We start from the raw sequence: 25,357 nt of genomic DNA on the forward strand, positions 1-25,357 counted from the left end.
CGACGCCAGCCTAGGCGCGGACCCATCCCCAGCTCGTCCGTCAACGCGGCTGCGGATTACCGCTTCCTCCAAACGGCTAGGGCGCGGAGCCTGGTCAGAAACTCGGTCAGCCACTTGCGCTCGCCATAGGCCTGTCGCGACGGGACGGTGAGTTCGATCCGCGCGCCGCCGTCGTTCTCGACCTTCAGCGCGCCGCCCAGGCGTTGGGCGCGCTCGCGCATGCCGACGACGCCGTAGTGGCCGGCCTGCTCGGCGCGGGCCAGCCGGCCGGCCGGGATGCCGACGCCGTCGTCCCGAACCACGAGGCGGAAGGCGGAGGGCTCGAAGGCGAGCTCGACGGTGACCAGGCCGCCGCCGGAGTGGCGCATCGCGTTGCGGATGGCCTCTGAGCCGATCTGGGTGATCTCGTCCAGTACAGAGGGCGTCAACTGGCGGGTCTCGCCCAGCGTGGTCACGCGCAGCTCCGGCTTGGCCATCGCGCCGGTGAAGTCGCCGGCGACGCTGAGGCGTTGGGCCAGGTCCTCGCTGGAGCGTGCGGTGCGCAGATCCATGATCCGCTCGCGGCTCTCGACCACCACCTGCTCGGCGCGGTCGATGGCTTCGGCGACCTGGCCGCGCGAAGCGTCGTCGGGCAGGGTGTTGGTCAGGTTATGGAACTTCAGGACCAGGGCCTGGACGTTCTGCAGCAGGGTGTCGTGCAGCTCGCGGGCGATGCGCTCGCGTTCGGCCATCCGGTCCTCGTACTGCTGGGTGATGCGGCGGGCGGTCAGGCGGTGGCGCAGATAGAAGGCCCCGCCGCCCAGCAGGGCCAGACCCAGGATCAGCAGGGCCAGGAAGGTCCGGGACTGGACGAAGGTCGGCGGAATGACGAACGCCAGCGTCGCGCCGGTGCGGTTCCAGACCCCGTCGTTATTGGCCGCGATGACCGAGAACCGATACTGGCCGGGTGGCAGGCGCGTGTAGAAGGCCTGGTGTCGCGCGCCCGGATCGACCCAGTCGGCGTCGACGTCCCAGAGGCGATAGCGCACCCGCACCCGGTCGGGCGCCACCAGGCTGGGGGCGGCGAAGTCGATGCGCAGGTCGCGGATGTCGCTCATCAGCCGCATGTTCTGCCGGGCCGGCAGCGGCATGGTGTTGGCCGTGACGCCGGTGATGGTCACCGTCGGCGGCACGGGGTTGTGCGACAGGTCGGCCGGATCGAACCAGGCCACCGCGCGGTTGGTCAGCAGCCAGACGCGGTGGGCGCCGTCCGCCGCCACCGTGCGGTGACAGCAGTGTTGCTGCGGCGCGCCGGGCAGACCGTCGCGATAGTCGAAGCGCTTCAGCTCCACCGGCGCGGCGGGGTCGGCGAAGGCCCTGTCGAGCGACTTGGCGGAAATCCGCGAGACGCCGCGGATCGTTCCCAGCCAGACGCCGCCCAGGCCGTCCGGCGCCAGACCCGAGACAAGGCTGAGCGCCGGGTGGCGGTCGACGGTCAGGGACTGGAAGCGATCGCCCGTCAGCCGCGCGATCCCGCGCTCGCCGCCGGCCAGGACGACGCCCTGGCGGTCGATGGTGAGCGTCTTCAGTTCACCGATCGCCAGGCCGTCCGCCTCCGTGAACCGTCGCACGCCGCCGCCGATCGTATAGAGGTCGAAGCCGGGGTCGGCCGCCCAGATCGTTCCATCGGGGCTGGCCTGCAGGATCCGCGGATGGAAGCCCTTGGGCAGGTGGGCGGTGACCGGCCGCCAGTCCTGGCCATCCTGTCGGAAAAGGCCCGCGCCGCTGATCGAGACCCAGAGGTCGCCCAGAGCGTCCTGCGCGCAGGCCAGGACGACGCGATGCTGGGCCGCGGCGGGCAAGGGGACCGGGACGAGGCGCGGGCCGTCGACCCGCGAGAAACCCTTGTCGGCGGCCATCCAGACCTTGCCGTCCTTGCCCGCGCAGAGCTCGTTGGGATGGCCGAGGCCGCGATGCAGCGCCTGGGCGCGGCCGGCGTCGTCGACCCGGTACAGCGTGTCCGCGTCGGTCAGGTAAAGCCGGCCGCGCGGCGTCACCACGGCGCGGTAGCCCTCTCGCGTGCTGGAGGGGATCGAGCGCTCGGCGACGATGTCGGCGGCGCTGAAACGGTCCAGGCCCAGCAGGCTCCCGACCCAGACGTTGCGCTCGCGGTCCTGGAACAGGGCGGCGGCCAGGTCGGCGGTCAGGCCCTGGGCGGCGCCGTAGGTCTGGTCGACATCGGCCCTCGAAAGAATGCGCCCGGTCGGAACGCGTCCCGGATGGAGGATACGATAAATGCCCTTGCCGTCCTCGAACGCGCCCCACAGCGCGCCCGTGCTGTCGAACATCACTCGCCGGGAGACCAGCAGGTCCGGCTTGGCGGGGGCCGTTCGCGTCGGCGCGACCGGATCGAACAGGCGCGTAGGATCCAGCGCCCGCAGTCCCAGGGCCTGGTCGGCGAACCACAGACGGCCGTCGGGCGCCTCGGCCAGGGCCCAGGATCCCTCGACGGGCTCGTGGGTCTTGCGGACCGCCAGCGAGACCGGATCGATGCGCAGCAGGGCGTATTGCGTCGCGACCCAGACGCCGCCGTCGCGGGCGACCAGCATGTTGAAGGCGCGCCCATAGGCCGGGGGCCAGGGGATCGGGGTCCAGCGACCCTCGCGGAACACGGTCACGCCGCCGAACGCGGCGATCCAGATCGCGCCGTCGCGGCCTTCGACGAACTGTTTCACCGTCCCGGCCGGCGGACCCTTGGCGTAGTTGGTGATCCTGCCGTCGCGGATGACCGAGACGCCGCCGGCGTGGTAGCCGACCCAGACCTCGCCCGCGCGGGTGACCAGCATCGCCATGACGATCTCGCTGGGCAGGGTGCGGAGGCCGTCCGACCGGAACTGGCTGAAACGCACGCCGTCGAAGCGGTAGAGGCCCGCGCCGGTCCCCAGCCACAGGTCGCCCTGCGGCGCCTGGCCGATCACCCAGATGTTCGGCGGCGCGCCGGTCTCCTGTCGCCAAGCCGTGTGCAGAAGCCGCGGGAGCTGCTGTTGGGGCTCGTCGGCCCGGGCTGGGAGGGCGGGGGCCAAGGATCCGAAAATCAAGGCGAGGGCCAGGGGTAGAGCGCGCAAGAAAACCCGTCCCCAGGGCATCGCCGATCGCTTTCAGTCCAGAACGTGAGCCCTCGCCGGGCATGGCGCGCGGCGCATTGTTAGCGCTGTCGCGAAAGAGCGTCGAGCGCGGACGCCACCCGCTACCCTCGCCAGGAAGCGCGGTCGGCCGTCTCCCGAGGCAGACTGACCGTGGCGTCCGAAAACACCGCCCAACCCATTCCGGTCAAGGCCATGTTCCGCTTAGAGTGTCCGACCTGTTCGCGTACTGCTCAGGCCGAATCCCGCGCCTGTTGGATCCGATGAACGCCATGACGCCCGAGGGCCGGAAGACACGCGTGCTCGTCGTCGATGACCATCCCCTGATGCGGGAGGGGATCGCCAACGCGCTGCTGGCCGAATCCGACTTCGAGCCGGTTGGCGAGGCGTCGGACGGCGCCGAGGCCATCGAGATGTCGCGGACCCTCCGGCCCGACGTCATCCTGATCGACCTGCAGATGCCGCGCCTGGGCGGTTTGGACGCCATCCCGTTGATCCTGAAGGAAGCGCCCGACTCCCGGATCGCGGTGCTGACCACCTATGGCGGCGACGCCTATGCCGAGCGCGCCCTGCGCCTGGGGGCCCTGGGCTTTTTGCTGAAGAGCTCGCTGCACCGCGAACTGGTCGACGCGATCCGCACGGTCGGCGCTGGCCGCCGCTACGTCTCGCCGACGGTCGCCGAGCAGATCCTGTCGCACATGAACGAGGACAGGCTCAGCGACCGCGAACTGGCGGTGCTGCGCCTGATCTCACGCGGCGAGCCGAACAAGGGTGTGGCCCGGCGGCTGTCGATTTCGGATCAGACGGTGAAGGTCCATGTGAAGAGCATCTTCGGCAAGCTGGGCGTCAGCGACCGCACCCACGCCGTCACCGTCGCGGTGCGGCGTGGGCTGATCGACATCTAAGCAACCCTGGGCGTCCAGGCGTCGCAGCGAGCGGCCCGGCGCCAGGCGTTCGGCGGTGAGCCGACCGCGCGCTTGAACAGGCGCGTCAAGTGCGACTGGTCGGCAAGGCCGCAATCCAGGGCGATCTCGGCGATCGAGGCGTCGGAGGTCAACAGCATCTGCTTGGCCAGGGTGATGCGTTGCTGGATGACGTAGTGCGAGAAGGTCACGCCGAACGTCGCCTTGAAAGCCCGCGAGAAGTAGTTCGGGCTCAGCGACACCAGGGCCGCGACCGCGTCGATGCGGATCGGGCGTGACAGGTTCTGCTCGACGAAGCTCTCGATCCGCCGGGCCTGCCAGGCGGCCAGGGCGCCTTGGGCCAGCGGGGCGGGGCGGGTCGAACGGTCGGCCAGGGTGAAGGCCTGCTCCACCAGCCGGCGCGACGCGATGCGGTCGCCCTCGAACAGGCGCAGGGCCTTGTCCAGAAGTTCGGAGATCATGCCCGTGTCGCCGACGGCGAACGGTTCTGTCTCGATGGTTCCGACCGCGTTGAGCATCGCGTCCCCCAGGGTTCGGCCGCGACGCGCGCCTGCGTCTCGTCCGTAAGAGACCATGGTCGATGACCGCGTTTCGCGTCAGCCGCCAACGGGTGACATTTCACTACCCCAAATGGGGTATCGGTCCGTCGCGCGCCTGTCTTGGAAATGGGTCTCGGAAATGGGTCTCAGAAGCGGAACTGGACGATGGCCATGCCGAACTCGACGTCGTGTCCGCCGGCGGCCTTCACCGCCGCGCCGGCCTCGGCGTGGACGGCCTCCAGCGAAACCTTGACGTTGCGGCTGACCTGCCAGCCGAGATCGGCCTGCCAGTCCTCGCTGACCGCCTTGGCGGTGGACGCGCCGCCCCCCGCCAGCACCGCCAGCGGCTGAAGGTAGAGGGCGTCGCGGCCGGCCTGGCGACGGCGATCCGTGTGGCTGATCTCGGCCGTGAGGGTCTTGGTCGGCGCGGCGCCCAGGGCGATCCGCCAGGCCGAGAGGTTGCTCCAGCTGACCAGACCCGCCTCGCTGAAATAGGCCCCCTTGGGGAACAGCGGGTTGAAGGTCTTCAGCTTGCCGTCCGTTGGATCGTTGTCGCCCGAGCCGATGTCGCGGCGCACCGACAGGCGCGGCTTCCACGGCGCGGCGAAGGTGTAGCCCGCCCCGGCCGAGCCGCCCCAGGCGCGGATATCCTGGCCCGCGAAGCGGCCGCGCTGGACCATGCCCTCGACCTCGTAGTCGATCGCCCCAGCCTTGCCGGCCAGACGCGCGCCCACGCCGCGGCGTCGCTCGTCGCCGGTGAGCGCCCCGAAGCGGACCCGGTCGCGGTCGAGGTTCAGGCTGTAGACGTCCAGACTGGCGCCCTTGCCGACGGGAGCGGTGGCGTAGACGCCCCAGAACGCCTGACCGGAGTTGTGGCTGTCGTTGAACCCGCCGGGTTCGAGCGCGATCGGGTGGGTGTAGAAGGCGTCGACCTTCAGGCGCTTGCCGGTATAGGTCAGCCGCGCGCCGTCGAAGCTCTGGCGGATGTTGGGCCCCTCGCGCACCGAGACGAAGCGCTGGGTCGGGTTGAAGCTCAGCTCCTGACGGCCCAGGCGCAGGCGCCAGTGTTCGGCGGGCGTGACGTCGACGAACAGCACCTGGGCGTCCAGGCCGTCGCGGTCGGTGATCGCCGGCGCCTCGCCCTTGCCGAGGTCGCGATGCAGGCCAAGCTCGCCATACACCCGAACACCCGAGTTCAAGTGCAGGTCGGCGCTGACCAGGCCCCGGAAGAGTTCGAAGGTGTCGGCCTGGGCGCCGCCGACCCCGAAGCGCGGGGCGTCGATCGCGTCGAGCCGGACGCGCGCCTCGCCACCGAGCGAGAGATAGGCGTCCTGGCCCAGCGGGATGTAGCGCAGCGCGTCCAGACCGGTCAGGTTCGGGGCGGACTTCAGGTAGCCGTAGTCCTCGTCGGACCGGACCAGCTTGAACGCCGGCGGCTCGGCGGCCTGGGCGGCGCTGGCCGTGAGCAGGGCCGCCACGAGAACCGCCGCCCTCATGCTTCCACCGGGCGTGGAGCGCGAGCGTAGAAGCCGCCGAGGATCGCGACCACGACGGCGGCCGGCAGCAGGCTCCAGGGACCCGCCAGGATCACGCCGAGCGCGCCGCCGATCGCGCCGATCGCGAAGGCCATGACCGGCGGCCAGGTCTTGACGATCCGCGCCCGCAAGGCCGCGTCCAGGCCGTTCCTCGACGTCAGCAGGTCGACGAGGTCGATGGCGATCTGGGTGACGTTGCCGGTCATGATGGTGGTCGGGGCCATGTGGCTGAACACCACCCGCGCGCCGACGTTCTGCACGGCCATGGCGCAGACGCCGACAAGGCCCGCCAGCATCACCGCCGGCTGGTCGGCGTTGTCGGCCGGCAGGGCCGCGACGGTCAGCAGCATGAAGACCAGCAGCATCGCCGCCTGCAGCAGCAGCACCGCCGCCTCGCTGGCCTGGCCGCGCGCCCGGCGGCGGCAGATCAGGACATAGGTCGCGGCCGCCGCGGCGATGAACACCGGCAGGGACAGCAGCTTGGTCGCGATGCCCTGGCCGCCGCCGGCCAGGGAGACGCCCAGCATGACCAGGTTGCCGGTGGCGTGGTTCACGAACAGGCCGAACAGCAGGACGAAGCCGACCACGTCGACATAGCCGCCGACCAGGGCCATGCCGACGCCGGTAGCCGCGGCCAGGCGGGGGGATGGCGCGCTCATGCCCACTTCTCCCGTTCGACCAGGATCGCCGCCAGCATGAAGCCGCCGATCAGGCCGATGTGCTCCAGGAAGGTGTTCAGCGCGTGGAAGCGCTCCACCGGGTCGGCGACCGTCCAGTAGGGGTGGGCGATCAGGGTGGCGAAGGCGGTGAAGACGCCCAGGGCGCCGGCCGCCAGCCAGCCCGCGCGGCCCAGGATCAGGGCGATCGAGGCGCCCAGCTGGACCAGCACCGTGGCGGCCACGACCAGCCACGCCGGCTTGAGGCCGAGTTGGGCGGCCTCGGCCAGGGCCCCGTGCAGGTCGGTCAGCTTGGCGATCCCGCTCCACCAGTAGGGCAGGGTCAGGACCGCGCGCGCCAGGGTTCCGAACGCCGTCGAGCGTAGGAGCGCGGAGATGGGAGCGGGGGTGTCCATGGTCATACCGCCCAGCAGCCGCAGCCCATGGCGCCCCAGAAGGAGCGCGCATCGCTGGTCGGCGCCTCGCGGGTATAGGCCGAAGCGTGGTCGTGGCCGTGGACGTTGCAGCTGCTGGCGCAGCCGCACGCGCTGGCCAGGGCTCGGGCGTGGCCGCGCGAGCGGTCCTGATAGCCGCCAAAGGTCCGCACCGGCGACCAGTCCGGCATCGGCGGCGGCAGCACCGGCGCCAGCTTGTCGTACTCGCCCTGGCCATGGACGACCTTGCCGCCCAGCAGGGTCAGCACCGAGGACAGGTGCGGGATCTCATCTTCCGGGACCGTCATGTAGTCGTCGGCCAGCACGGCGAGGTCCGCCAGCTGACCGACGGCGATCTGGCCCTTCTTGCCTTCCTCGTTCGAGAACCAGGTGTTGGCGGTGGTCCAGAGGCGCAGCGCCTCCTCGCGGTCGACGCGGTTGGCCGGCGGGTAGAGCCGCGTGCCGCCCACCGTCTTGCCGGTCACCAGCCAGTTCAGCGAGACCCAGGGATTGTAGCTGGCGACGCGGGTGGCGTCGGTGCCGGCCCCGACCGGGATGCCGGCCTTCAGCATCTTGCCGATCGGCGGCGTGGCCTCGGCGGCCTTGGCTCCGTAGCGCTCCATGAAGTACTCGCCCTGGAACGCCATCCGGTGCTGCACGGCGATGCCGCCGCCCAGAGCCGCGATGCGGTCGATGTTGCGGTCGCTGATCGTCTCGGCGTGGTCGAAGAACCAGTGCAGGCCGCCAAAAGGCATGTCCCGATTGACCTTCTCGTAGACGTCCAGCGCCCGCGTGATGGTCTCGTCATAGGTGGCGTGCAGGCGCCAGGGCCAGCGGTTCTCGACCAGGTGGCGGATCACCGGCTCCAGGTCGGTCTCCATGTTGGCCGGCATCTCGGGACGCTCGACGCGGAAGTCCTCGAAGTCGGCGGCGCTGTAGACCAGCATCTCGCCCGCGCCGTTGTGGCGGTACGTGTCGTCGCCCTGGCCCGGTCTGACCTGCTTGGACCACGACTGGAAGTCCGACAGCTCGGCCTTGGGCTTCTGGGTGAACAGGTTGTAGCTGATGCGCAGGGTCAGCTGGTCGTCGGCGTGCAGCTTCTCGATGATCTCATAGTCGTCGGGATAGTTCTGGAAGCCGCCGCCGGCGTCGATCACCCCGGTCACGCCCAGGCGGTTCATCTCGCGCATAAAGTGGCGCGTGGAGTTCAGCTGGTATTCGGGCGGCAGCTTCGGGCCTTTCGCCAGGGTGGCGTAGAGGATCGTGGCGTTGGGCTGGGCCAGCAGCAGGCCCGTCGGCTCGCCCGAGGCGTCGCGCTGGATCTCGCCGCCCGGCGGGTTGGGCGTGTCCTTGGTGTAGCCGACGGCGCGCAGGGCGGCGCGGTTGAGCAGGGCGCGGTCGTAGAGGTGCAGGATGAACACCGGCGTCTCGGGCGCGGCGGCGTTGATCTCGTCCAGGGTCGGCAGGCGCTTCTCGACGAACTGATGCTCGGTGAAGCCGCCGACCACCCGCACCCATTGCGGCGGCGGGGTGTTGGCGGCCTGCTTCTTCAGCATGGCCATGGCGTCGGCCAGGGTCGGCACGCCGTCCCAGCGCAGCTCCATGTTGTAGTTCAGCCCGCCGCGGATGATGTGCATGTGGCTGTCGATCAGGCCCGGGATCACCCGACGGCCTTTCAGGTCGATGATCGTCGGGTTCGGACCGGCGGCGGCGCGGACCTCGCCCTCCTCGCCGACGGCGGCGAACTTGCCGTCGCGGACCAGGGCGGCGTCAGCGCGCGGATTGTTACGATCCAGGGTCGTGAACTTGCCGTTGATGAGCAGCAGATCGGTCATGGGGCCGGGCCTCCGAGGCTGGGCGAAAGCGGAACTGGACAGGAAGGCCGCGCCCAGGGCGACGGCTTGACGACGATCGAGGGGGCGAGAGGCGAGGGTCATGCCTGATCCTTTTGCGGATCGGGGCCATCACTGGCGATGGCCTGAGGGCCCAGCACCTGGCCGGCGCATTCGGGGGTCTTCAGGTAGGCCACGACGGGAGCCTTGGTCATCAGGCGCTTGGCGATCGGGACCGCCTGTTCGCCCAGCAGCATGCCCATCAGGCCCAGCAGGGCGATGGCCGGCGGGGCCGGCGAGCGCACCCCGAGCAGCGAGTAGATCACGCCGACGAGCAAGCCGGCGCCGAGGGACAGCAGGTAGGGCTTCATCGCCGACGCTCCGTGAACTGAAGTGGGGCGGGACCTTGGGATCCCGCCCCGAGGAGAGGCGTCAGGCGGCGGTGGCGTGGCCTTCCGACGCGCCGAACATGGCCCTGGCGTAGATGATGCCCAGGCCATACGCGCCGCCGTAGGTGCGGGCGATGCCGGTGGTCAGGTCGTAGGTTTCCGAGCGGGCCCAGTCGCGTTGCAGCTCCAGCAGGTACTGCAGCGAGGTCATCGGGCGGGCGCCGGCCTGGACCATGCGGTCCATCGCGCGGTCGTGAGCCTCGGCCGAGACGTCGCCGCAGGCGTCGGCGATGACATAGACCTCGAAGCCCTGGGCGATGGCCGACAGAGCCGGGCCGACGATGCAGACGCTGGTCCACAGGCCGGCCAGCACGATGCGCGGCTTGCCGATCTCATTGACCTTGGCGATGACGGCTGCGTCTTCCCAGGTGTTCATCGACGTGCGGTCGAGCGCGGCGACGCCCGGGAAGGCGTCCTTGATCTCGTCGAACATCGGACCCGAGAAGCTCTTCTCGGCGACCGTGGTCAGGATGGTCGAGGCGCCGAAGCCGGCGGCGGCGCGGGCGACCAGGGCGGCGTTGGTGCGCAGCTCGGTGGCCGAGATCGAGTGGGTCGCGAAGGCCATCTGCGACTGGTAGTCGATCATGATCAGGGTGTGGTCGGTCGGGGTCAGCAGTTGCGGGCCGGCGGTGGGCGTGGCGATGAGGGTCATGGATGTCCTTTTGCGTTGGGTGGAGGACCGTTCCCGGCCGCCCCGTTGTTCTGACAAGCTCACTCTGGCCGCGACGCATCGCCGCATAAATGGAAATGGTGGAAAGTCACCGTTTCCAAAAACGCTATCGTCCGCCGCGACGAATTAGGCGTGCTCAGGCTACGGAGCGACGCGTTCGACGGCTCGGCGGGTCGTGTCGCCTTTTGAACGAACCCGCCTGAAACTCGGCGACTGAAGATCGGGCCTGGACCTGGCCGCTCGCGCACGACTGTCACAAAACCGCATTACGGCTCCGCTTCGACCTGTACCGGGAGATGACGATGCTGAGCCTGCTGCTGGCCCTGATGGCCGCCGAACCCAGCGCCCAGGCGGCGCGGATGAACGATATCCTCGCGGTCGGCACGCACAATTCCTACAAGGCCGCGATTCCGGCCGACGAGATGACGGCCATGCTGGCGGCGGCCGGGCAGGGGGCCTTGGGGCTCGACTACAGCCATCGTCCGCTGGCGGAGGAACTGGACGCCGGCGCCCGTCAGCTGGAGCTGGACGTGGTGCGCGATCCCGACGGCGGTCGCTTCGCCAAGCCGGCTACCGCCTTCGGCAAGGGCGTCGTCCCGGCTCCGGCCTGGGCGGCGGCCATGGCCAAGCCGGGCTACAAGGTCCTGCACATGCAGGACGTCGATTTCCGCACGACCTGTCCGACCTTCGTCGTGTGCCTGACGGAGGTCCGCGCCTGGTCGAAGGCCCACCCGGATCACGCGCCGATCCTGATCCTGCTGAACGCCAAGGACGGCCCGTCCAGCTTCCCCGGCGGCGTCGCGGCCCTGCCGTATGACGAGAAAGCCTTCGACGCCCTCGACGCCGAGATCCGGTCGGTGTTCGCCGACGCCGAACTGATCACCCCAGACCAGGTCCAAGGCAAGCGCGCCACCCTGCGCGAGGCGGTGCTGGCCGACGGCTGGCCGGCGCTGAGCGCGGCGCGCGGCAAGGTGTTCTTCGCCCTCGACGAGGGCCCGGAGAAGGTCGCGGCCTATCGCGGAGCCCGCAAGTCGCTGGAAGGCCGGGCGATGTTCGTCAACACCGACGAAGCCTCGCCGGCCGCCGCCTATCTGACCCTCAACGATCCGGTCGGCGACCGGGCCCGCATCGCCGCCGCCGTGAAGGCCGGCTTCATCGTCCGCACCCGCGCCGACGCCGACACCGTCCAGGCCCGCAAGAACGACGTCGCGATGCGCAGCGCCGCGTTCTCCAGCGGCGCGCAATATGTCTCGACGGACTACCTGTGGGCCGACCCGCGCTTCGCCGGCGGCTACACCGTGCGCCTGACCGGCGGCGAGGCGGCGACCTGCAACCCCGTTCGCATGGCCAAGGGCTGCGCCGCGCCGTTCGAGAGCGTGGCCGGCGCGCCGGTCCAGGGCTATCTGGACCCCGCCCAGCGCCCGGACCTGACCAAGATCCTGGCCGCCCCGCCGGCCGCCGGCTCGCCCCGCGCCATCGCCGACGCGGCGATCTTCGACCAGAGCCGAAGCCTGAAGGGCTCCGCGCGCTGGAAGCGGGCCACCGACGATGTCGACGGCACGACCTGGAAGCACTTCTCCGAGGCGTTGGGCGTCACGATCGACCCGACCCAGGCCCCAATCCTCGCCGCTCTGCTGGAACGCGCCGGCGAAGACCGCTCGGTGGTTGGCGTCGCCAAGACCCACTGGGGGACCAAGCGTCCCTACATCGGCAAGACCGACGCGCCGATCTGCGAGGCCAAGAGCGATCACCTGGCCGGCAATCCGGACTATCCGTCGGGCCACTCGGCGTTCGGCATGCACGTGGCGATGATCCTGGCCGAACTCGCCCCCAGCCGCGCCGACGCGCTGTACGCCCGGGGCCGCGACTACGCCGAAAGCCGCTGGATCTGTGGCTCGCACAGCGTCAGCGCCACGGAGGCCGGCATGCAGTCGGGGGCGACGATCTACGGCGCGGAACACGTCTCGCCGTACTTCCGCCGCGACATGGAAGCGGCCCGCGCCGAGCTGGACGCGATCCTCTCCCAAGGCGGGGCGAAGAGCGCCTCACCCGCCCGGCCGTGAAGTTTTGATGAAATCAACATCTCGCCGCTGAGGGGGCGTCCGGGGCCGTCGTTGAAGCCGTCGGGGGCGTGGGCCGAACCAGTGTGTTCGGTCCTCCCGCCGTCGCAACAACACCTCGGGGATTGAGCGGATGATCGGACTGAACACGAACGGCGGCCGTGCGCGCCACCTGGCCTGGCTGATGACCAGCTGCGCCGCCATCGGCCTGTTCTCGGCGACGGGCGCCCAAGCCCAGGCCGTGGCCGCCGCGACCGCCGAGAACGCACAGGTCGAAGAGATCGTCGTCACCGGCAGCTATCGCCGCAGCCTGGAAAAGGCCGTGGACATGAAGCGCGAGACGATCGGCTTCTCGGACTCGATCGTGGCCACCGATGTCGCCAACTTCCCCGAGCAGAACCTGGCCGAGGCGCTGCAGCGCATGCCTGGCGTGACCATCGAGCGCAACAAGGGCCTCGGCGGCCGGGTCAGCGTCCGTGGCCTGCCCAGCGAGTTCACCTTCGTCACCATCAACAACCTGGCCACGGCCTCGGGCAGCGGCGGCCGCGACGTCGAGTTCGACATCTTCGCCTCGGAAGTCATCCAGCAGGTGACCGTGCAGAAGTCGCCGCGCGCCTCGGACGAGGAAGGCGGCATCGCCGGTTCGATCTACATCTCGACGGCCCGCCCGTTCGACTACAGCGGCCGCAAGCTGATCGCCTCGACCGAAGGCGCCTACAACTCGATCTCCAAGAAGACCGACCCGAAGGTCGCCTTCCTGGCCAGCGATACGTGGGGGAACTGGGGCGGCCTGGTGTCGTTCTCGGCCGCGCGCCGCACGAACCGCACCGACTCCAACTCGGGCATCAACTTCCGCCCGATGTTCCGCTTCCTGGAAGCCGGCGGCACGCGCGCCTCGCAGGCCGCCGCCGTCCTGGCCCGCGACGCCGGCGTCGTCGTCAAGAGCAACACCAATCGCAACGAGACCGGCCGCATCATCTTCCAGGACAAGGTCGGCGACCGCGCCTACCTGAACACCCAGGACCAGTGGGGCGGCACCGCTTCGCTGCAGTACAAGCCCTCGGCGAATTTCGACATCGCCTTCGACCTGATGCTGGGCGGCTATGACGCCACCGAGGACCAGTACGACGCGGCCGCCTATTCGGCCTCGAGCAAGAGCACGCTGGAGACCATCCACAGCTACGACAAGACCACCCTGGCCGACTACAACATGGTCGTGCTGCGCGACGTCTCGTACACCGCGACCCAGCACGAGATGCTCAGCAAGGAGCAGATCAACAAGACCGACTACGCCCAGTTCGGCACGGACCTGAACTGGCGCGGCGAGACCTGGAAGCTGCACGCCCTGGCCGGCTATTCGGGCGCCAAGAAGACGCTCGACTATTCGAACCTGAAGCACGTGGCCTACGCCCCGTCGCGCACCCGCTGGACGGCCACCGGCGGCGAGACGATCAAGAGCGCCAATCCGGCCTCGATCGACATGTACAATTCGCCGTCGAAGTACCTGTTCGAGGCCTATGAGACGTCTCTCGAGAAGATCACCGACGACAAGTACGCGGCCCAGGCCGACTACACGAAAGAGTTCTCGATCGGCTTCTTCCCGGCGCTGAAGACCATCCAGGTCGGCGCCCGCTACACCGACAAGTCCAAGGAGCGCCGCTACGGCGCGCTGAACATCCAGGGACCGGGTCCGGGCAGCACCGCCTGGCTCAACACCCGCACCATGGCCGACAGCACGCTGACCCCGATCGGCGATCTGGTGCCGGGCGGCGACTACACGGTCCGCGACATCACCTGGAGCCAGATCTCCAACGACTACGCGCGCAAGACCTTCCGCTACGCCGGCTTCACCACGCCGTTCACGCCGGGCGACTACTACAAGGTCGATGAGAAGGTCACGAGCCTGTACGCCATGGCCGACCTGGGCTTCGACGTCGGCCCCGTGCCGGTGGCGGTGAACGGCGGCGTTCGCTACGTCGACACCTCGATCACCTCGTCGGGTTACCACCAGGTTCAGACCTCGACCGGCGGCACGACCTATACCCCCGCGCCGGTGTCCAGCGACGGCAGCTACAACAAGCTGCTGCCCAGCGTGAACTTCACCGCCGACATCACCGACAGCATCGTGCTGCGCGGCGCGGCGTCGAAGACCCTGATGCGTCCGGCCCTGACGGATCTGGCCTACAAGCGCACGGCCAGCTGGAACTCGTTCCGCTTCACCGACGGCAACCCGAACCTGAAACCGACCTTCGCCGAGCAATATGAAGTCGGCCTCGAGAAGTACCTGCCGGAAGGCGGCCTGCTGGCCGTCTCGTACTTCAAGAAGAAGATCGAGGGTGTCGTCCGCCAGGCCCTGACGGGCACGGTCAAGGGCGTCACCAAGTACAACGCCAACGGCACGGTCGACGGCGTCTACGACTTCGATGTCTACCAGCCGATCAACGCCGCGGGCTCGTACAATGTCGACGGCGTCGAACTGGTGGCCATCGTGCCGTTCGGCCTGCTGTGGGAGCCGGCCAAGGGCTTCGGCGTCAACGCCAACTACACGATCCTGGACAGCTCGCTGAGCGGCCAGTCGATCATCGGCGTCCCGACCCCGCCGGTGGGCCTGGCCGACAAGGCCTACAACCTCACGCTCTACTACGAGAACGACAAGTTCCAGGCCCGCGTGTCCTATAACTACAAGGGCAAGTACGTCGAAGGCATCGGCTACGAGATGTATCCGATCTGGCGTTCGGGCTACGGCCAGACCGACATCTCGGTCAGCTACAACGTCAACGAGCGCATCCAACTGAGCCTGGAGGGGATCAACGTCACCGACGAGGTCACCAAGGGCTACACCATGGATCCGTCGTTCCCGACCATGTACGAGAAGTCGGGACGGCGCTTCTCGCTCGGCCTGCGGATGAACTTCTGAGCCCGCTGGACGCCATCACCGGGCGCGCTCCCCCCTTCGCCGGGGGGAGCGCTTCGGCGCGTCCGCCCAAGGGGCGTGATTGGGGAAGCGGCATGACGGGGCTGCGCGCCGAACTGGTGCTGTTTCTCCAGCGGCGCGGCCAGTCGCTGGAAGACGCCGAGGATATCGTCCAGGAGACCTTCGCCCGCTTCCATCGCGCCGGCCACGCGATCGGCCAGGCCGACAGCCGGCCGCTGCTGTTCGCCATCGCCAAGAACCTTCTGAAGGACCACTGGAAGCAGGCCGGCCGCGAGCGGGCCCGCACCTTGTGGCTCGATACCGACGACACGACCGCGGCCTGGGAGAACGCGCCCAGCGAGGACCCGGCCGCCGACCGCCGCTCGATCGCCCGCCAGGACCTGGCCGGCGTCGCCGCCGCCATCCGCGAGCTGCCGCCCCGCTGCCGCGACGCCTTCCTGCTGCATCGCTTCGAGGACCTCAGCTACCGCCAGATCGCCGACCGCCTCGGCGTCTCGGTCAGCATGGTGGAAAAGCACCTGGCCGAGGCGCTACGTCGGCTGAAAGCCGCGCGGGGGACCTGAGGTGTCGCGCTTGTGGATCGTTGTGAAGATGGGCCCCGGGCAAGACCGGTCCACGCTGCTCATTGGGAAGGCCTAACCGCCAAGATGCTCGATTGTCTCGCCAGCCTGTTCGAAGCCAAGCCGCGCACCGCGGAGGACTGGGTCGTGCGCCTGGGCCGTCCCGATGCGCCGCGCTCGACCTTGGCGGCCTTCGAGCGCTGGCTGGCGGTCGATCCGAAGAACCTCGCCGACTATCAGGACGCCAAGGGTCTGCTGCGCGACACGCGCGACCTGCGGGCCGAACTCGTCGGCGAGCTGAACCTGATCCCACCGGCGCCGATGGTCGCGCGTCGTCCGAAAAAGCCCGGCTGGACGCCCGTCGCCCTGGCTGGCGGTCTCGTCGCCACCGTGCTGGCCGTGGCGATCGCGCCGACGCTGGTCACGCGCCTGCGGGATCCGCTGGCCGGCGCCGCGACCTACACGACCGCCGTCGGCGAGATCCGCGACGTGACCCTGGCCGACGGCTCGGTCGTCACGCTGGATACCGCCACCACCCTGCGCGCCAAGGTCGACGGCAAGGTCCGTCGCCTCGCCCTGGACAGGGGCGCGGCCTATTTCGCGGTCGCCCACGACAAGGTCCACCCGTTCCAGGTGGCCCTGGTCGACCGGCAAGTCATCGTCACCGGCACCCACTTCGCCACGAGCCTCCGCGACGGCCGTGCCCGGGTGGAGCTGCTGGAGGGCTCGGTCGAGGTTTCGCAGCCCCGACTCTCGGCCGAGCCCGTCCGTCTCGTCCCCGGCGACCAGGTCACCTACCAGGCCGGCGGCGCGGTGCGGCGCGAGGCCCGGATCGACCCGGCGACCGCCGTCGCCTGGCGCCAGCGCCGGCTGGTGTTCCAGGACGCGGCGCTGTCCGAGGTGCTGGCCGAACTGGACCGCTACACCGACGCCAGGATCCGCCTGGCCGACCCGGCCCTGGGTCGCCAGCGTGTCACCGCCATGCTGCCGCTGGACGGCCGCGGGACGGTGATCGACCGCGCCGCCAAGGTGCTGCCGGTGATGCTGAAGCGCACCGGTCCGGACGAGGTTGTCGCCACCGCGAGATAGGGCCTTCTCGCGAGCAGGCCGGTTCTTTTGGGCGAGCCTGCTTATCCTGCTCGGCTTGAACAAGCCGATCAGGGCAGGCTCTTCGCAAGTCTGTCACGAAGCGGCGGTACCAGACCCTGGGCGCCCAGCAGCGCCGGGGGTTTTCACCAGTCGCCGCATGTCCTTCCGTCGCGTGCCCGCCCTGACGATCGCGGCGCTGGCCGCGGCCGCGCCGGCGTTCGCGCAAGGGCCCGCGCCGCGCTTCGACATCCCCGCCCAGGACGCCCGCGCCGCCCTGATGACCCTGTGCCTGAAGGCCGGCTGCGCCTTCGCTCTGTCGACCGAGCCGGGACGCGCGTACCGCGCCAACGCCGTCTCCGGGACCATGTCATGGCGCGAGGCGCTGAAACGCCTGCTGGCGGGCACGGGCCTGCGCTATGAGATCGCCGACCACGCCTCGGTGCGGGTCTGGGCCGAGGCGACGCCCGCGCCGCCTCGCGTCGCGCCGGCTCCCGAAGCGCCGGTGGACCTGGACGCGGTCACGATCACCGCCGCCTTCGTGGCCGGCATCGAGGACTCCCTGCTCCAGAAGCGGCGCGCCGACGCCATCGTCGACGCCGTCTCGGCCGGCCGCATCGGCGAACTGCCGGCAGCCAACCTCGCCGAGGCCCTGCAGCGGGTGCCCGGCGTGGCCATCGAGCGCGAGGTGGGCGAGGGCCAGTTCGTCAGCGTCCGGGGCCTGGGGCCGCTGTTCCAGTCGGTGACCCTGAACGGCGCGCCGGTGGCGTTCAACGAGAACATCCGCAACTCCACCCAGAGCGGCCGGCAGTTCCGGTTCCGCGCCCTCTCGGCCGACCTGCTGGCGGGTGCGGTGGTGGCCAAGTCGGCGACGGCGGATCTGGTGGACGGCGGCATCGGCTCGAACATCGACATCCGCACGGTGCGCGGGCTGGAGGGGGCGTCGTACCTGTCGATCCGCGCCGACGCCCACGCCGAGCTGCGTTCGGACGCCGTGTCGCCGGACGTCGCCATCTCCGGCCGCTGGCGGCGGGCCGACGGTCGGCTGGGCGTGGTCGCCGGCGTCTCCACCGAGCGGCGCGAGGTCCAGTACGACCGCTTTCAGATCTCGCGCTATCGCGACCTTGTAATCAACGGCGCGTCGCTGACCGTTCCCGAGGATATCCGAACCACGATCGAGCAGGAGCAGCGCGCGCGGACCACGGCCTTCGCCGGGGCCGAGTGGCGGGTCGCGCCGAGCGTCACGCTCTATCTCGACACCCTGGCCTCGCGTTTCGACAACAGCATCCGCGAGGACCGCATCGTCTATGGGATCGGCGACTACGCGGCCCAGGCCCTGGCGGCGGGCGACGCGCGGATCGAGGGCCGCACCCTGCTCGGCGGCCGCATCGCCGCCGGCGAGATCGGCAACAACCTGGAAGTCTCCGACCAGGTTCACGAGAACGTCTCCTTGAGCCTGGCCATGAAGGCCGACGCCGGCGGGTGGACCCTGGAGCCACGCCTCAGCCTGTCCAGCGCCCGTTCCAACCTCGACACGCCGCTGCAGAGGATCGGCGCGGTCAGCCCGTTGGGCGTCTCCTACGGCTTCGACCTGGGGCCCGACCTGATCGCGCGCCGCGAGACGCCGCTGTTGTCGACGTCGTTCGACCTGACCGATCCCGCCCAACTGACCTTCTCGCGCTACGGCGTCCGCGCCACCCACGTGGAGGACCACGACGTCACCGGACTGGTGGCCGCCGAGCGGTCGGTCGACTGGACGCTGGGACCCCTGCGGTTCGAGCGCCTGCGCCTGGGCGGGCAGATCACCGATCGGGGGCGCGACTTCCAGCGCCGCGACCGCGAGGCCGCGCCGCGGGCCGGGACGGTCGTCGACGCCGGCTTCTTCGATATCGGCACGCCCGGCGAGGCCTTCGACCGGCTGATCGCCGCGCGACCGCCGGCCTGGACGTCGGCCGACTTCACCGCCTTCCGCGCCGGCTTCGTGCTGCCGGGCGAGGCCGACCGGGTGATCGTCGACGCCGAGGATCTGGTCCCGACCGGCGCGGATCTGCAGGGTTCCTACAAGGTCGGCGAGCGCATCAAGGCCGCCTACGGTCGCCTGGACTTCGCCACGAGCGTCCTGGGCCTCCCGGCCACGGGCAATGTCGGCTTGCGGACCGCCCGGACCCGAACGGAGGTGACCGGCACGCTGCTGGGCGTCTCCACGACGGGCTCCATGGACGTCAAGCCGGTCCGCTATACGGGCGCCCACGCCGTTGCCCTGCCCAGCGCCAACCTCGCGATCGCGCTCGACGAGCACTGGCGGCTGCGTCTGGCGGCCTCGCGCAGCATCACCCGGCCGTCCCTGGCGGACCTGCGCTCGGCCACGGTCCCCGCCAGCAGCCTCGTCTCGATCCTCTACCAGCGCGGCCAGGCGGAGATCGACCATCCTTCGCCGGGGACCCTGTTCTCCGGCATCGGCGGCAATCCGGAGCTGAAGCCGTACCTGGCCACCAACTACGACCTCTCATTGGAGCGAGAGTTCGAGGACTTCGGCGGTGTCAGCCTGGCGCTGTTCCACAAGACCATCGACGACTTCATCGTCGTCTCGGCCCGGCCCGAGCGCCTGACCTTCGCCACCCGCGCGGGGCCGCCGGTCGTGGCCACGGTGACAATGTCCAGGCCGCGCAACGCGGGCAAGGCCAAGGTGACCGGCCTCGAGGCCGCCTTCAGCCGGCGCTTCGCCCACGGGATCGGGGTCTGGACCAGCGCCACCTGGGTCGACGCCGCCAGCCGCGACGACCAGGGCCGGCGCGGCCGGCTGAACGGCGTCTCGCGCCTGTCCTGGTCGATCAGTCCCTTCGTCGAGCGCGGCCCCTTGCACGCCCACCTCTCTTGGACCTGGCGCTCGCCGTTCGGCTCCGAGGCCGACATGCAGGGGGGAGGGGTGTCCAGCTTCGTGGTCGCCAGCGCCGGCTATCTCGACGCGGCCGGTTCCTACGACCTGAGCCCCCGCGTCTCGCTGTACGTCGAGGCCAGCAACCTGACCGACACGGTCGAGGCCGCCTACGAGGGCCAGCGCGACCGTCCGCTGCAGATCGGCCGCTCGGGGCGCTCGTTCGGTTTCGGAATCCGCATGCGGCTGTAGAGCCTGTCCGTCTCCGGTGGACCATCGGAAACGGAAAAACCGGCTCTGCCTCAAACATTTAGAGCGTGGCGGGCGCCGAAACCGCTCACACTTTCTGCCGCCACGCTCCAGCCGCCGATTTGTCCGCGGGACACCGGTTACCATCCTGAAATAGTGAGCAACCAGGGCGCGAAGGCCAGGATCCGTCGTGTCGCCAGCCTTCCGAAACGGCGGGAATTGTCCAATTCAGTGGTCATAAAAACCGGCTCAAACGGGCTTGAAAAAATCTTGCCAGCGCTGTCATTTTGCCATTGCGACGGTCCGCGACCGATGTTACCGCTAACTAGTACCTCGTGCGTTGGTTGTTTCTCCAGGGCTCGCGGGACGGGAAGAGCAGTCGGAAATGCTTCCGGCGCGTAACAAAAACAGCGCCCCACAGGGGCTAATTAGGGGGAACGGCCTATGAAGCGGCTTCGTCGCTTGCACGCGTCTGCCTCTTGCGTCGCCATCACGGCGGCCATGTTCGCCAGCTCAGCGCTGGCTCAGCAGACCCAAGAAAACACCGCCGTCGACGAAATCGTCGTCACCGGCATCCGCGCTTCGCTCGAACGGTCGATCGCGATCAAGCGCAACAACAGCGGCGTCGTCGACGCCATCTCCGCCGAGGATATCGGCAAGTTCCCGGACACCAACCTCGCCGAATCCCTGCAGCGGATCACCGGCGTGTCCATCGACCGCACCAACGGCGAAGGCTCGCAGGTCACGGTCCGCGGCTTTGGTCCCAGCTTCAACCTGGTGACTCTGAACGGCCGCTCGATGCCCACCGCCAAGGTCGCCACGGTCGGTGGCGACCAGTCGGCCGACTTCGCGTCGGGCACCAGCCGCTCATTCGACTTCTCGAACCTGGCTTCGGAAGGTGTGACCACGCTGGAGGTCTACAAGACCGGCCGCGCGGCCATTCCGACGGGCGGCATCGGCGCCACGATCAACGTCAAGACCCGTCGTCCGCTGGATGGCAAGCCCGGTTTGACGGGCAGCATCGGCGTCAAGGGCGTCTACGACACCAGCATGGACAAGAAGGTCGACGACTTCGGCCACAAGTTCACGCCGGAAGTCTCGGGCCTGCTGAACTGGGCCGATGACAGCGAGAAGTTCGGCGTCTCGGCGTTCGGCAGCTATCAGAAGCGCGACTTCACCAGCCGTAGCACCACCTCGAACGACTGGAACATCCGGACCTATTCGGATTTCATCAATCCCGCCAACGGTTTCGTCCGTAATGGTGGCGCGACCCAGATCACCAACGCGCCGGCCAGCGGCTCGACCCTGGTCGCGATCCCGAACGACAGCCGTTACCACTTCTCGCAAGGCGAGCGTGAGCGCATCAACGGCCAGATGTCGGTCCAGTACCGTCCCGTCGAGAACCTGACCCTCACCGTGGACGGGCTGTACGCCCAGAACAAGCAGTTCGAACGCCGCAACGACAGCACCAACTGGTTCAATCGTCCGTTCGACAAGGTGACGTTCGACAAGAACCCCGTCGTCGCCACCGCCGTCCTGCTGTCCGAAACGCTTTCGGGCACCAAGGACATGGGCTTCGAGCAGCAGTACCGCGCCACCAAGGACACGCTGAAGTCGGTCGGCTTCAACGGCGACTGGAAGGTCAATGACCGCTTCAGCCTGACCCTGGACGGCCACGTCTCCAAGGCCGACAGCCGTCCGGACGCCCCGAACGGCACCAGCATGACCTCGGTCTCGATCGGCGCGCCGGTCGTCTCCGCCCACAGCGTCGATTACAGCGGCACGGTGCCGGTGCAGACCATCAGCATCAACGACGCGGCGCCGCGCGGCAATGGCAACGGCGTGCTGGACGCCGGTGACCTGGGCAGCCAGGTGGCCCGCACCTCGGCCCAACGCCAGCAGCAGAAGGTCAAGGAAGTCCGACTCGACGGTCGTTGGGACTTGGACGACAACGGCAGCCGCTTCGACTTCGGGGCTGACTACCGCACTTCGACCATGATCCAGACCAGCCTGAACACCCAGCAGGACCTGGGCAGCTGGGGCATCTCCTCGCCCCGCGACGTCCAGCAGTACGCGGGCAGCCTGGTGAAGCAATTCTGCCTGGCCTGCCAGTTCAACTCGTTTGATCTGAAGCAGACGGGCGCTGGCCTCGTGTCCTTCCGCGCCAACGCGATCGACCTCTACAACGCCTTGTCCAAGCCCTACGCGGCTCTGGGCAACGCTGTCGGGGTCACCGGCCAGGACAACAACCGCGTCAAGGAAAACATAGCGTCGGTCTATGGCCAAGTGACCTGGAAGGCCGAACTGGCCGGTCTCCCGGCCGAGTTGGTTACCGGCATTCGCTACGAGCGGACGGATGTCACCTCGACGTCGCTGGTGCGCACGCCCAGCGCCATCGTGTGGACCGCCGACAACGACTTCACGGTGCAGACCTCGAGCACCTACCAACCGATCTCCGGCAAGGGCAAATACAACAACCTGCTGCCCTCGATGGACTTCCGCGTCGACCTGCGGGACAACCTGACCACCCGCTTCTCGTTCAGCCGCACGGTCGCGCGTCCGGAATACGGCAACCTGTTCGCCTCCCAGTCGGCTGGCGCGCCGAACCGTCCGGTCGCCAATGGGGCCATCCCGCTCGGCTCCTCGGGCAACCCGGATTTGGAACCGCTGATCTCGGACAACTTCGATGTGTCGGTGGAGTGGTACTACAAGCCAAGCAGCTACATATCGGCTGGCTTCTTCGAGAAGCGGGTGAACAACTTTGTCGGTACGGGCACCAAGAACGGCAACCTGTTCGGCCTGCGTGACCCGAGTTCGGGCGCGGCGGGCACCCGTTCAGGCGACGCCAAGACCGCTCTGACGGCCATCGGCGCCAACCAGACCGACGTGAACCTGTTCACCATGACGGCCCTGATCCAGCGGACCGGCTCGGTGGCGGCGGCGACGACGCAGTTCCAGGCCAACCGCATCTCCGGCGGCGACCTGGACCAGGCCTTCGTCGATCAGATCCTGGCGGCCACCGACATCACGGCCAACAGCAGCGACCCGCTGTTCAACTTCCAGATCTCGCAGCCGATCAACAACAAGACCGGCAAGATCCACGGCTTCGAAATCGCGGCCCAGCACTTCTTCGGCGACACCGGCTTCGGCGTCTCCGGGGCCTACACGCTGGTGCGCGGCGACGTCGGCTTCGATAACGGCGTGGATCCGTCGCAAGATCAGTTCGCGCTGCTGGGTCTGTCGGACACGGCCAACGCCACGCTGATCTACGACAAGAACGGGATCTCGGCCCGTCTGATCTACAACTGGCGTGACAAGTTCCTGCAAGCCACCAACCGCGGTGGTTCGCGCAACCCGGTTTATGTCGCGCCGTTCGGCCAAGTGGACTTCAGCGTCAACTACGACGTGACGCCGAAGCTGGCGATCTCGCTGGAAGGCCTCAACCTGACCAAGGAGCACCTGCGCACCTATGCTCGTGACGAAAACGAGCTGTGGTTCGGTCAGGAAATCGATCGCCGCTTCCTGCTCGGCGCTCGCTACCGCTTCTAGACCGGAAGTCCTGGAAGTGGATGAAGGGGTCGCCGCTTGCGGCGGCCCCTTTCTTCCTTTGAAGTAGCCATTCGCGAGCATGAGTTGGCCGACATGAACCGAGTGCTTCTCAACAACGTCGATCACGCCGAGCTGCGGGTGATCGCCGAGCACGGCGTCGCGTACGGCGACGGCCTGAACCAGACGCTGCTCCTGCCGACCGAGTTCGAAGCGGCTCAGCGCGAATATCCGATCCTGATCCGCAAGGACGACGCTGGCGCCTATCAAGCCGTGGCGCTGCTGGGCCTGGACCGCGACGAGAACCTGTTCCTCGACGAGACCGGCTGGAACGCCCGCTACATCCCGGCCGTCCAGCGGCGCGGCCCGTTCTCGATCGCCCTGCAACGCGACGCGCTGGGCGCCGAGCCGCGGCCGATGATCCATGTCGACCTCGACCACCCGCGTGTCAGCCGTGACGCGGGCGAGCGCCTGTTTCTGCCAGCCGGCGGCGTCGCGCCCTACCTGCAGAGCGTCAACCGCACGCTGAGCCTCATCCACGAAGGTCTGGAGGTGGCCGGCCCGATGTTCGCGGCCTTCGACGAACTGGGCCTGATCGAGCCGATCGACATCGAGATCAAGCTGGACGACCAGACCAGCTATGACGTGCCGGACGTCTTCACCCTGGCGCCCGATCGCCTGGCGGCCGTCGCCGGGACGGACCTGGAGCGGCTGCACCAGTCGGGCCTGCTGCGCGCGGCCTGGGCCCTGATCGCCTCGATGGGCAATATCGAGGACCTGATCGCCCGTAAGACCCGCAAGCGCGCCTCTTCCGCGGGATTGGCCTGACGTGACCGCCCTGACGGCCCGCCGGACGCTGGAGACCACGGTCGCGACGCCGGCCCAGATCCCGTTCGACGCCGTGCTGGCCGGCCAGACGCCGATGATCTTCAAGGGCCTGGCGCGGGATTGGCCGCTTGTGCTGGCAGGCCTCGAATCCAGCCAAGCGGCGCGCGACTACATCCGCGCTCACGACCAGGGCGGCCGGGTGGTGGGCTATAGCGGCGAGCCGTCGATCAAGGGCCGGTTCTTCTACGACGAGACCCGGACGGCCATGAACTTCAAGGCCGAGCGCGCGCCGCTGGAGACCTTTCTGCGCCGCCTCGAAGAGGTCGAGGGCCGAAATGACGCCCCGTCGGTCTATGTCGGCTCGACCGATCTCGACGCCTATTTCCCCAGCCTGAAGGCCGCCAACGACCTGGGCCTGGGCCCCGAGGTGTTCGGCCCGCAGCCGCCGATGGCCGGGATCTGGATCGGCAACCGCACGACGGCCGCCGCCCACTACGACATGTCCAACAATATCGCCGTCTGCGCCGTGGGCCGGCGGCGCTTCACCCTGTTCCCGCCAGACCAGGTCGCCAACCTGTATCCCGGACCCTTGGAGCCGACGCCCGGCGGCCAGGTGGTCAGCCTGGTCGATTTCGAAACGCCCGACTTCGAGCGGCATCCGCTTTTCCGCGAAGCGATCGCGAGCGCCCAGGTGGCCGAGCTCGAGCCCGGCGATGTCCTCGTCTATCCGGCCCTGTGGTGGCACCAGGTCGAGGCGCTGGAGCCGTTCAACGTGCTGGTGAACTACTGGTGGAACGCCTCGCCGGGCTTCGTCGACACGCCGATGACCACCCTGCTGCACGGCCTGCTGAGCCTGCGCGATCGGCCCGACTTCGAGAAGCAGGGCTGGAAGGTCCTGTTCGACTACTACCTGTTCGGCCCCGCCGATCGCGCCGGGGCGCATTTGCCCGAGGCCGCGCGCGGACCGCTGGGACCGATGGACGAGATCAAGGCCAGGCGGCTGCGGGCTTATCTGCTCGACCGCCTGAACCGATAACAAGAACGAGGGGAGGGGCGTC

The 25,357-nt window shown here is 68.9% G+C and carries 17 protein-coding genes; 9 read left to right on the forward strand and 8 right to left on the reverse strand.

Going from position 1 to position 25,357, the window contains the following annotated elements; genetic code table 11:
• Nucleotides 1-56: 56 nt before the first annotated feature.
• Nucleotides 57-3,062, reverse strand: coding sequence for a sensor histidine kinase (locus tag AC1RNC_RS01405; protein ID WP_492883095.1), 3,006 nt, complete (start codon nucleotides 3,060-3,062; stop codon nucleotides 57-59).
• A 359-nt stretch (nucleotides 3,063-3,421) separates the two neighbouring features.
• Here AC1RNC_RS01405 and AC1RNC_RS01410 point away from each other — a divergent pair, with 359 nt between their 5' ends.
• Nucleotides 3,422-4,027, forward strand: coding sequence for a response regulator (locus AC1RNC_RS01410; protein ID WP_492883097.1), 606 nt, complete (start codon nucleotides 3,422-3,424; stop codon nucleotides 4,025-4,027).
• Here the strand turns inward: AC1RNC_RS01410 and AC1RNC_RS01415 are convergent.
• The 7 genes from AC1RNC_RS01415 to AC1RNC_RS01445 form a co-directional block, all read right to left on the reverse strand.
• Nucleotides 4,024-4,563: a helix-turn-helix domain-containing protein gene (locus AC1RNC_RS01415; RefSeq protein WP_492835272.1), complete on the reverse strand. Its 540-nt coding sequence runs from the start codon at nucleotides 4,561-4,563 to the stop codon at nucleotides 4,024-4,026. The two genes, AC1RNC_RS01410 and AC1RNC_RS01415, sit on opposite strands and share 4 nt — an antisense overlap.
• A 167-nt stretch (nucleotides 4,564-4,730) precedes the next feature.
• Entirely contained in the window at nucleotides 4,731-6,062 is a 1,332-nt protein-coding gene (locus tag AC1RNC_RS01420; protein WP_492883099.1) for an alginate export family protein, read from the reverse strand.
• 14 nt (nucleotides 6,063-6,076) lie between these two features.
• Nucleotides 6,077-6,778 (reverse strand): YoaK family protein, encoded by a 702-nt coding sequence (locus AC1RNC_RS01425; RefSeq protein ID WP_492883101.1) that lies wholly within the window; start codon nucleotides 6,776-6,778, stop codon nucleotides 6,077-6,079.
• On the reverse strand, nucleotides 6,775-7,191 hold the full coding sequence (locus tag AC1RNC_RS01430) for a DoxX family protein (RefSeq protein ID WP_492883103.1): 417 nt from the start codon (nucleotides 7,189-7,191) through the stop codon (nucleotides 6,775-6,777). Before AC1RNC_RS01430 ends, AC1RNC_RS01425 begins: the two co-directional genes overlap by 4 nt.
• Nucleotides 7,192-7,193: 2 nt before the next feature.
• On the reverse strand, nucleotides 7,194-9,146 hold the full coding sequence (locus AC1RNC_RS01435) for an amidohydrolase (RefSeq protein ID WP_492883105.1): 1,953 nt from the start codon (nucleotides 9,144-9,146) through the stop codon (nucleotides 7,194-7,196).
• Nucleotides 9,143-9,412, reverse strand: coding sequence for a DUF1427 family protein (locus tag AC1RNC_RS01440; protein ID WP_492883107.1), 270 nt, complete (start codon nucleotides 9,410-9,412; stop codon nucleotides 9,143-9,145). Before AC1RNC_RS01440 ends, AC1RNC_RS01435 begins: the two co-directional genes overlap by 4 nt.
• A 61-nt stretch (nucleotides 9,413-9,473) precedes the next feature.
• Nucleotides 9,474-10,142, reverse strand: coding sequence for a hydrolase (locus tag AC1RNC_RS01445; protein ID WP_492883109.1), 669 nt, complete (start codon nucleotides 10,140-10,142; stop codon nucleotides 9,474-9,476).
• 320 nt (nucleotides 10,143-10,462) lie between these two features.
• Between AC1RNC_RS01445 and AC1RNC_RS01450 the strand changes: the two genes are divergently transcribed.
• The 8 genes from AC1RNC_RS01450 to AC1RNC_RS01485 all read left to right on the forward strand — a co-directional run bounded on the left by AC1RNC_RS01450 (nucleotide 10,463) and on the right by AC1RNC_RS01485 (nucleotide 25,335).
• Nucleotides 10,463-12,223 carry a Ca2+-dependent phosphoinositide-specific phospholipase C gene (locus AC1RNC_RS01450; RefSeq protein ID WP_492883111.1) on the forward strand — a complete coding sequence of 587 codons (1,761 nt, stop codon included), beginning with the start codon at nucleotides 10,463-10,465 and terminating at the stop codon, nucleotides 12,221-12,223.
• Nucleotides 12,224-12,353: 130 nt separating this feature from the next.
• The gene (locus AC1RNC_RS01455) at nucleotides 12,354-15,137 is read left to right on the forward strand and encodes a TonB-dependent receptor (RefSeq protein WP_492883113.1); all 2,784 of its coding nucleotides are present in this window, start codon (nucleotides 12,354-12,356) and stop codon (nucleotides 15,135-15,137) included.
• Nucleotides 15,138-15,229: 92 nt separating this feature from the next.
• Nucleotides 15,230-15,718, forward strand: a complete 489-nt coding sequence (locus AC1RNC_RS01460; protein ID WP_492835254.1) for an RNA polymerase sigma factor — start codon at nucleotides 15,230-15,232, stop codon at nucleotides 15,716-15,718.
• Between the two features lie 84 nt (nucleotides 15,719-15,802).
• A complete protein-coding gene (locus tag AC1RNC_RS01465; RefSeq protein ID WP_492883115.1) occupies nucleotides 15,803-16,804 on the forward strand; it encodes a FecR family protein in 1,002 nt (333 codons plus the stop codon).
• A gap of 157 nt (nucleotides 16,805-16,961) precedes the next feature.
• Nucleotides 16,962-19,928 (forward strand): TonB-dependent receptor, encoded by a 2,967-nt coding sequence (locus tag AC1RNC_RS01470; protein ID WP_492883117.1) that lies wholly within the window; start codon nucleotides 16,962-16,964, stop codon nucleotides 19,926-19,928.
• A 441-nt stretch (nucleotides 19,929-20,369) separates the two neighbouring features.
• A complete protein-coding gene (locus AC1RNC_RS01475; RefSeq protein ID WP_492883119.1) occupies nucleotides 20,370-23,474 on the forward strand; it encodes a TonB-dependent receptor in 3,105 nt (1,034 codons plus the stop codon).
• A gap of 93 nt (nucleotides 23,475-23,567) precedes the next feature.
• Complete coding sequence (locus AC1RNC_RS01480) at nucleotides 23,568-24,299, forward strand: SapC family protein (RefSeq protein ID WP_492883121.1); 732 nt, start codon at nucleotides 23,568-23,570, stop codon at nucleotides 24,297-24,299.
• 1 nt (nucleotide 24,300) lies between these two features.
• Nucleotides 24,301-25,335 carry a cupin-like domain-containing protein gene (locus tag AC1RNC_RS01485; RefSeq protein WP_492883123.1) on the forward strand — a complete coding sequence of 345 codons (1,035 nt, stop codon included), beginning with the start codon at nucleotides 24,301-24,303 and terminating at the stop codon, nucleotides 25,333-25,335.
• Nucleotides 25,336-25,357 lie beyond the last annotated feature (22 nt).

The organism is Caulobacter sp. GW822-FHT01G02, from assembly GCF_058802865.1.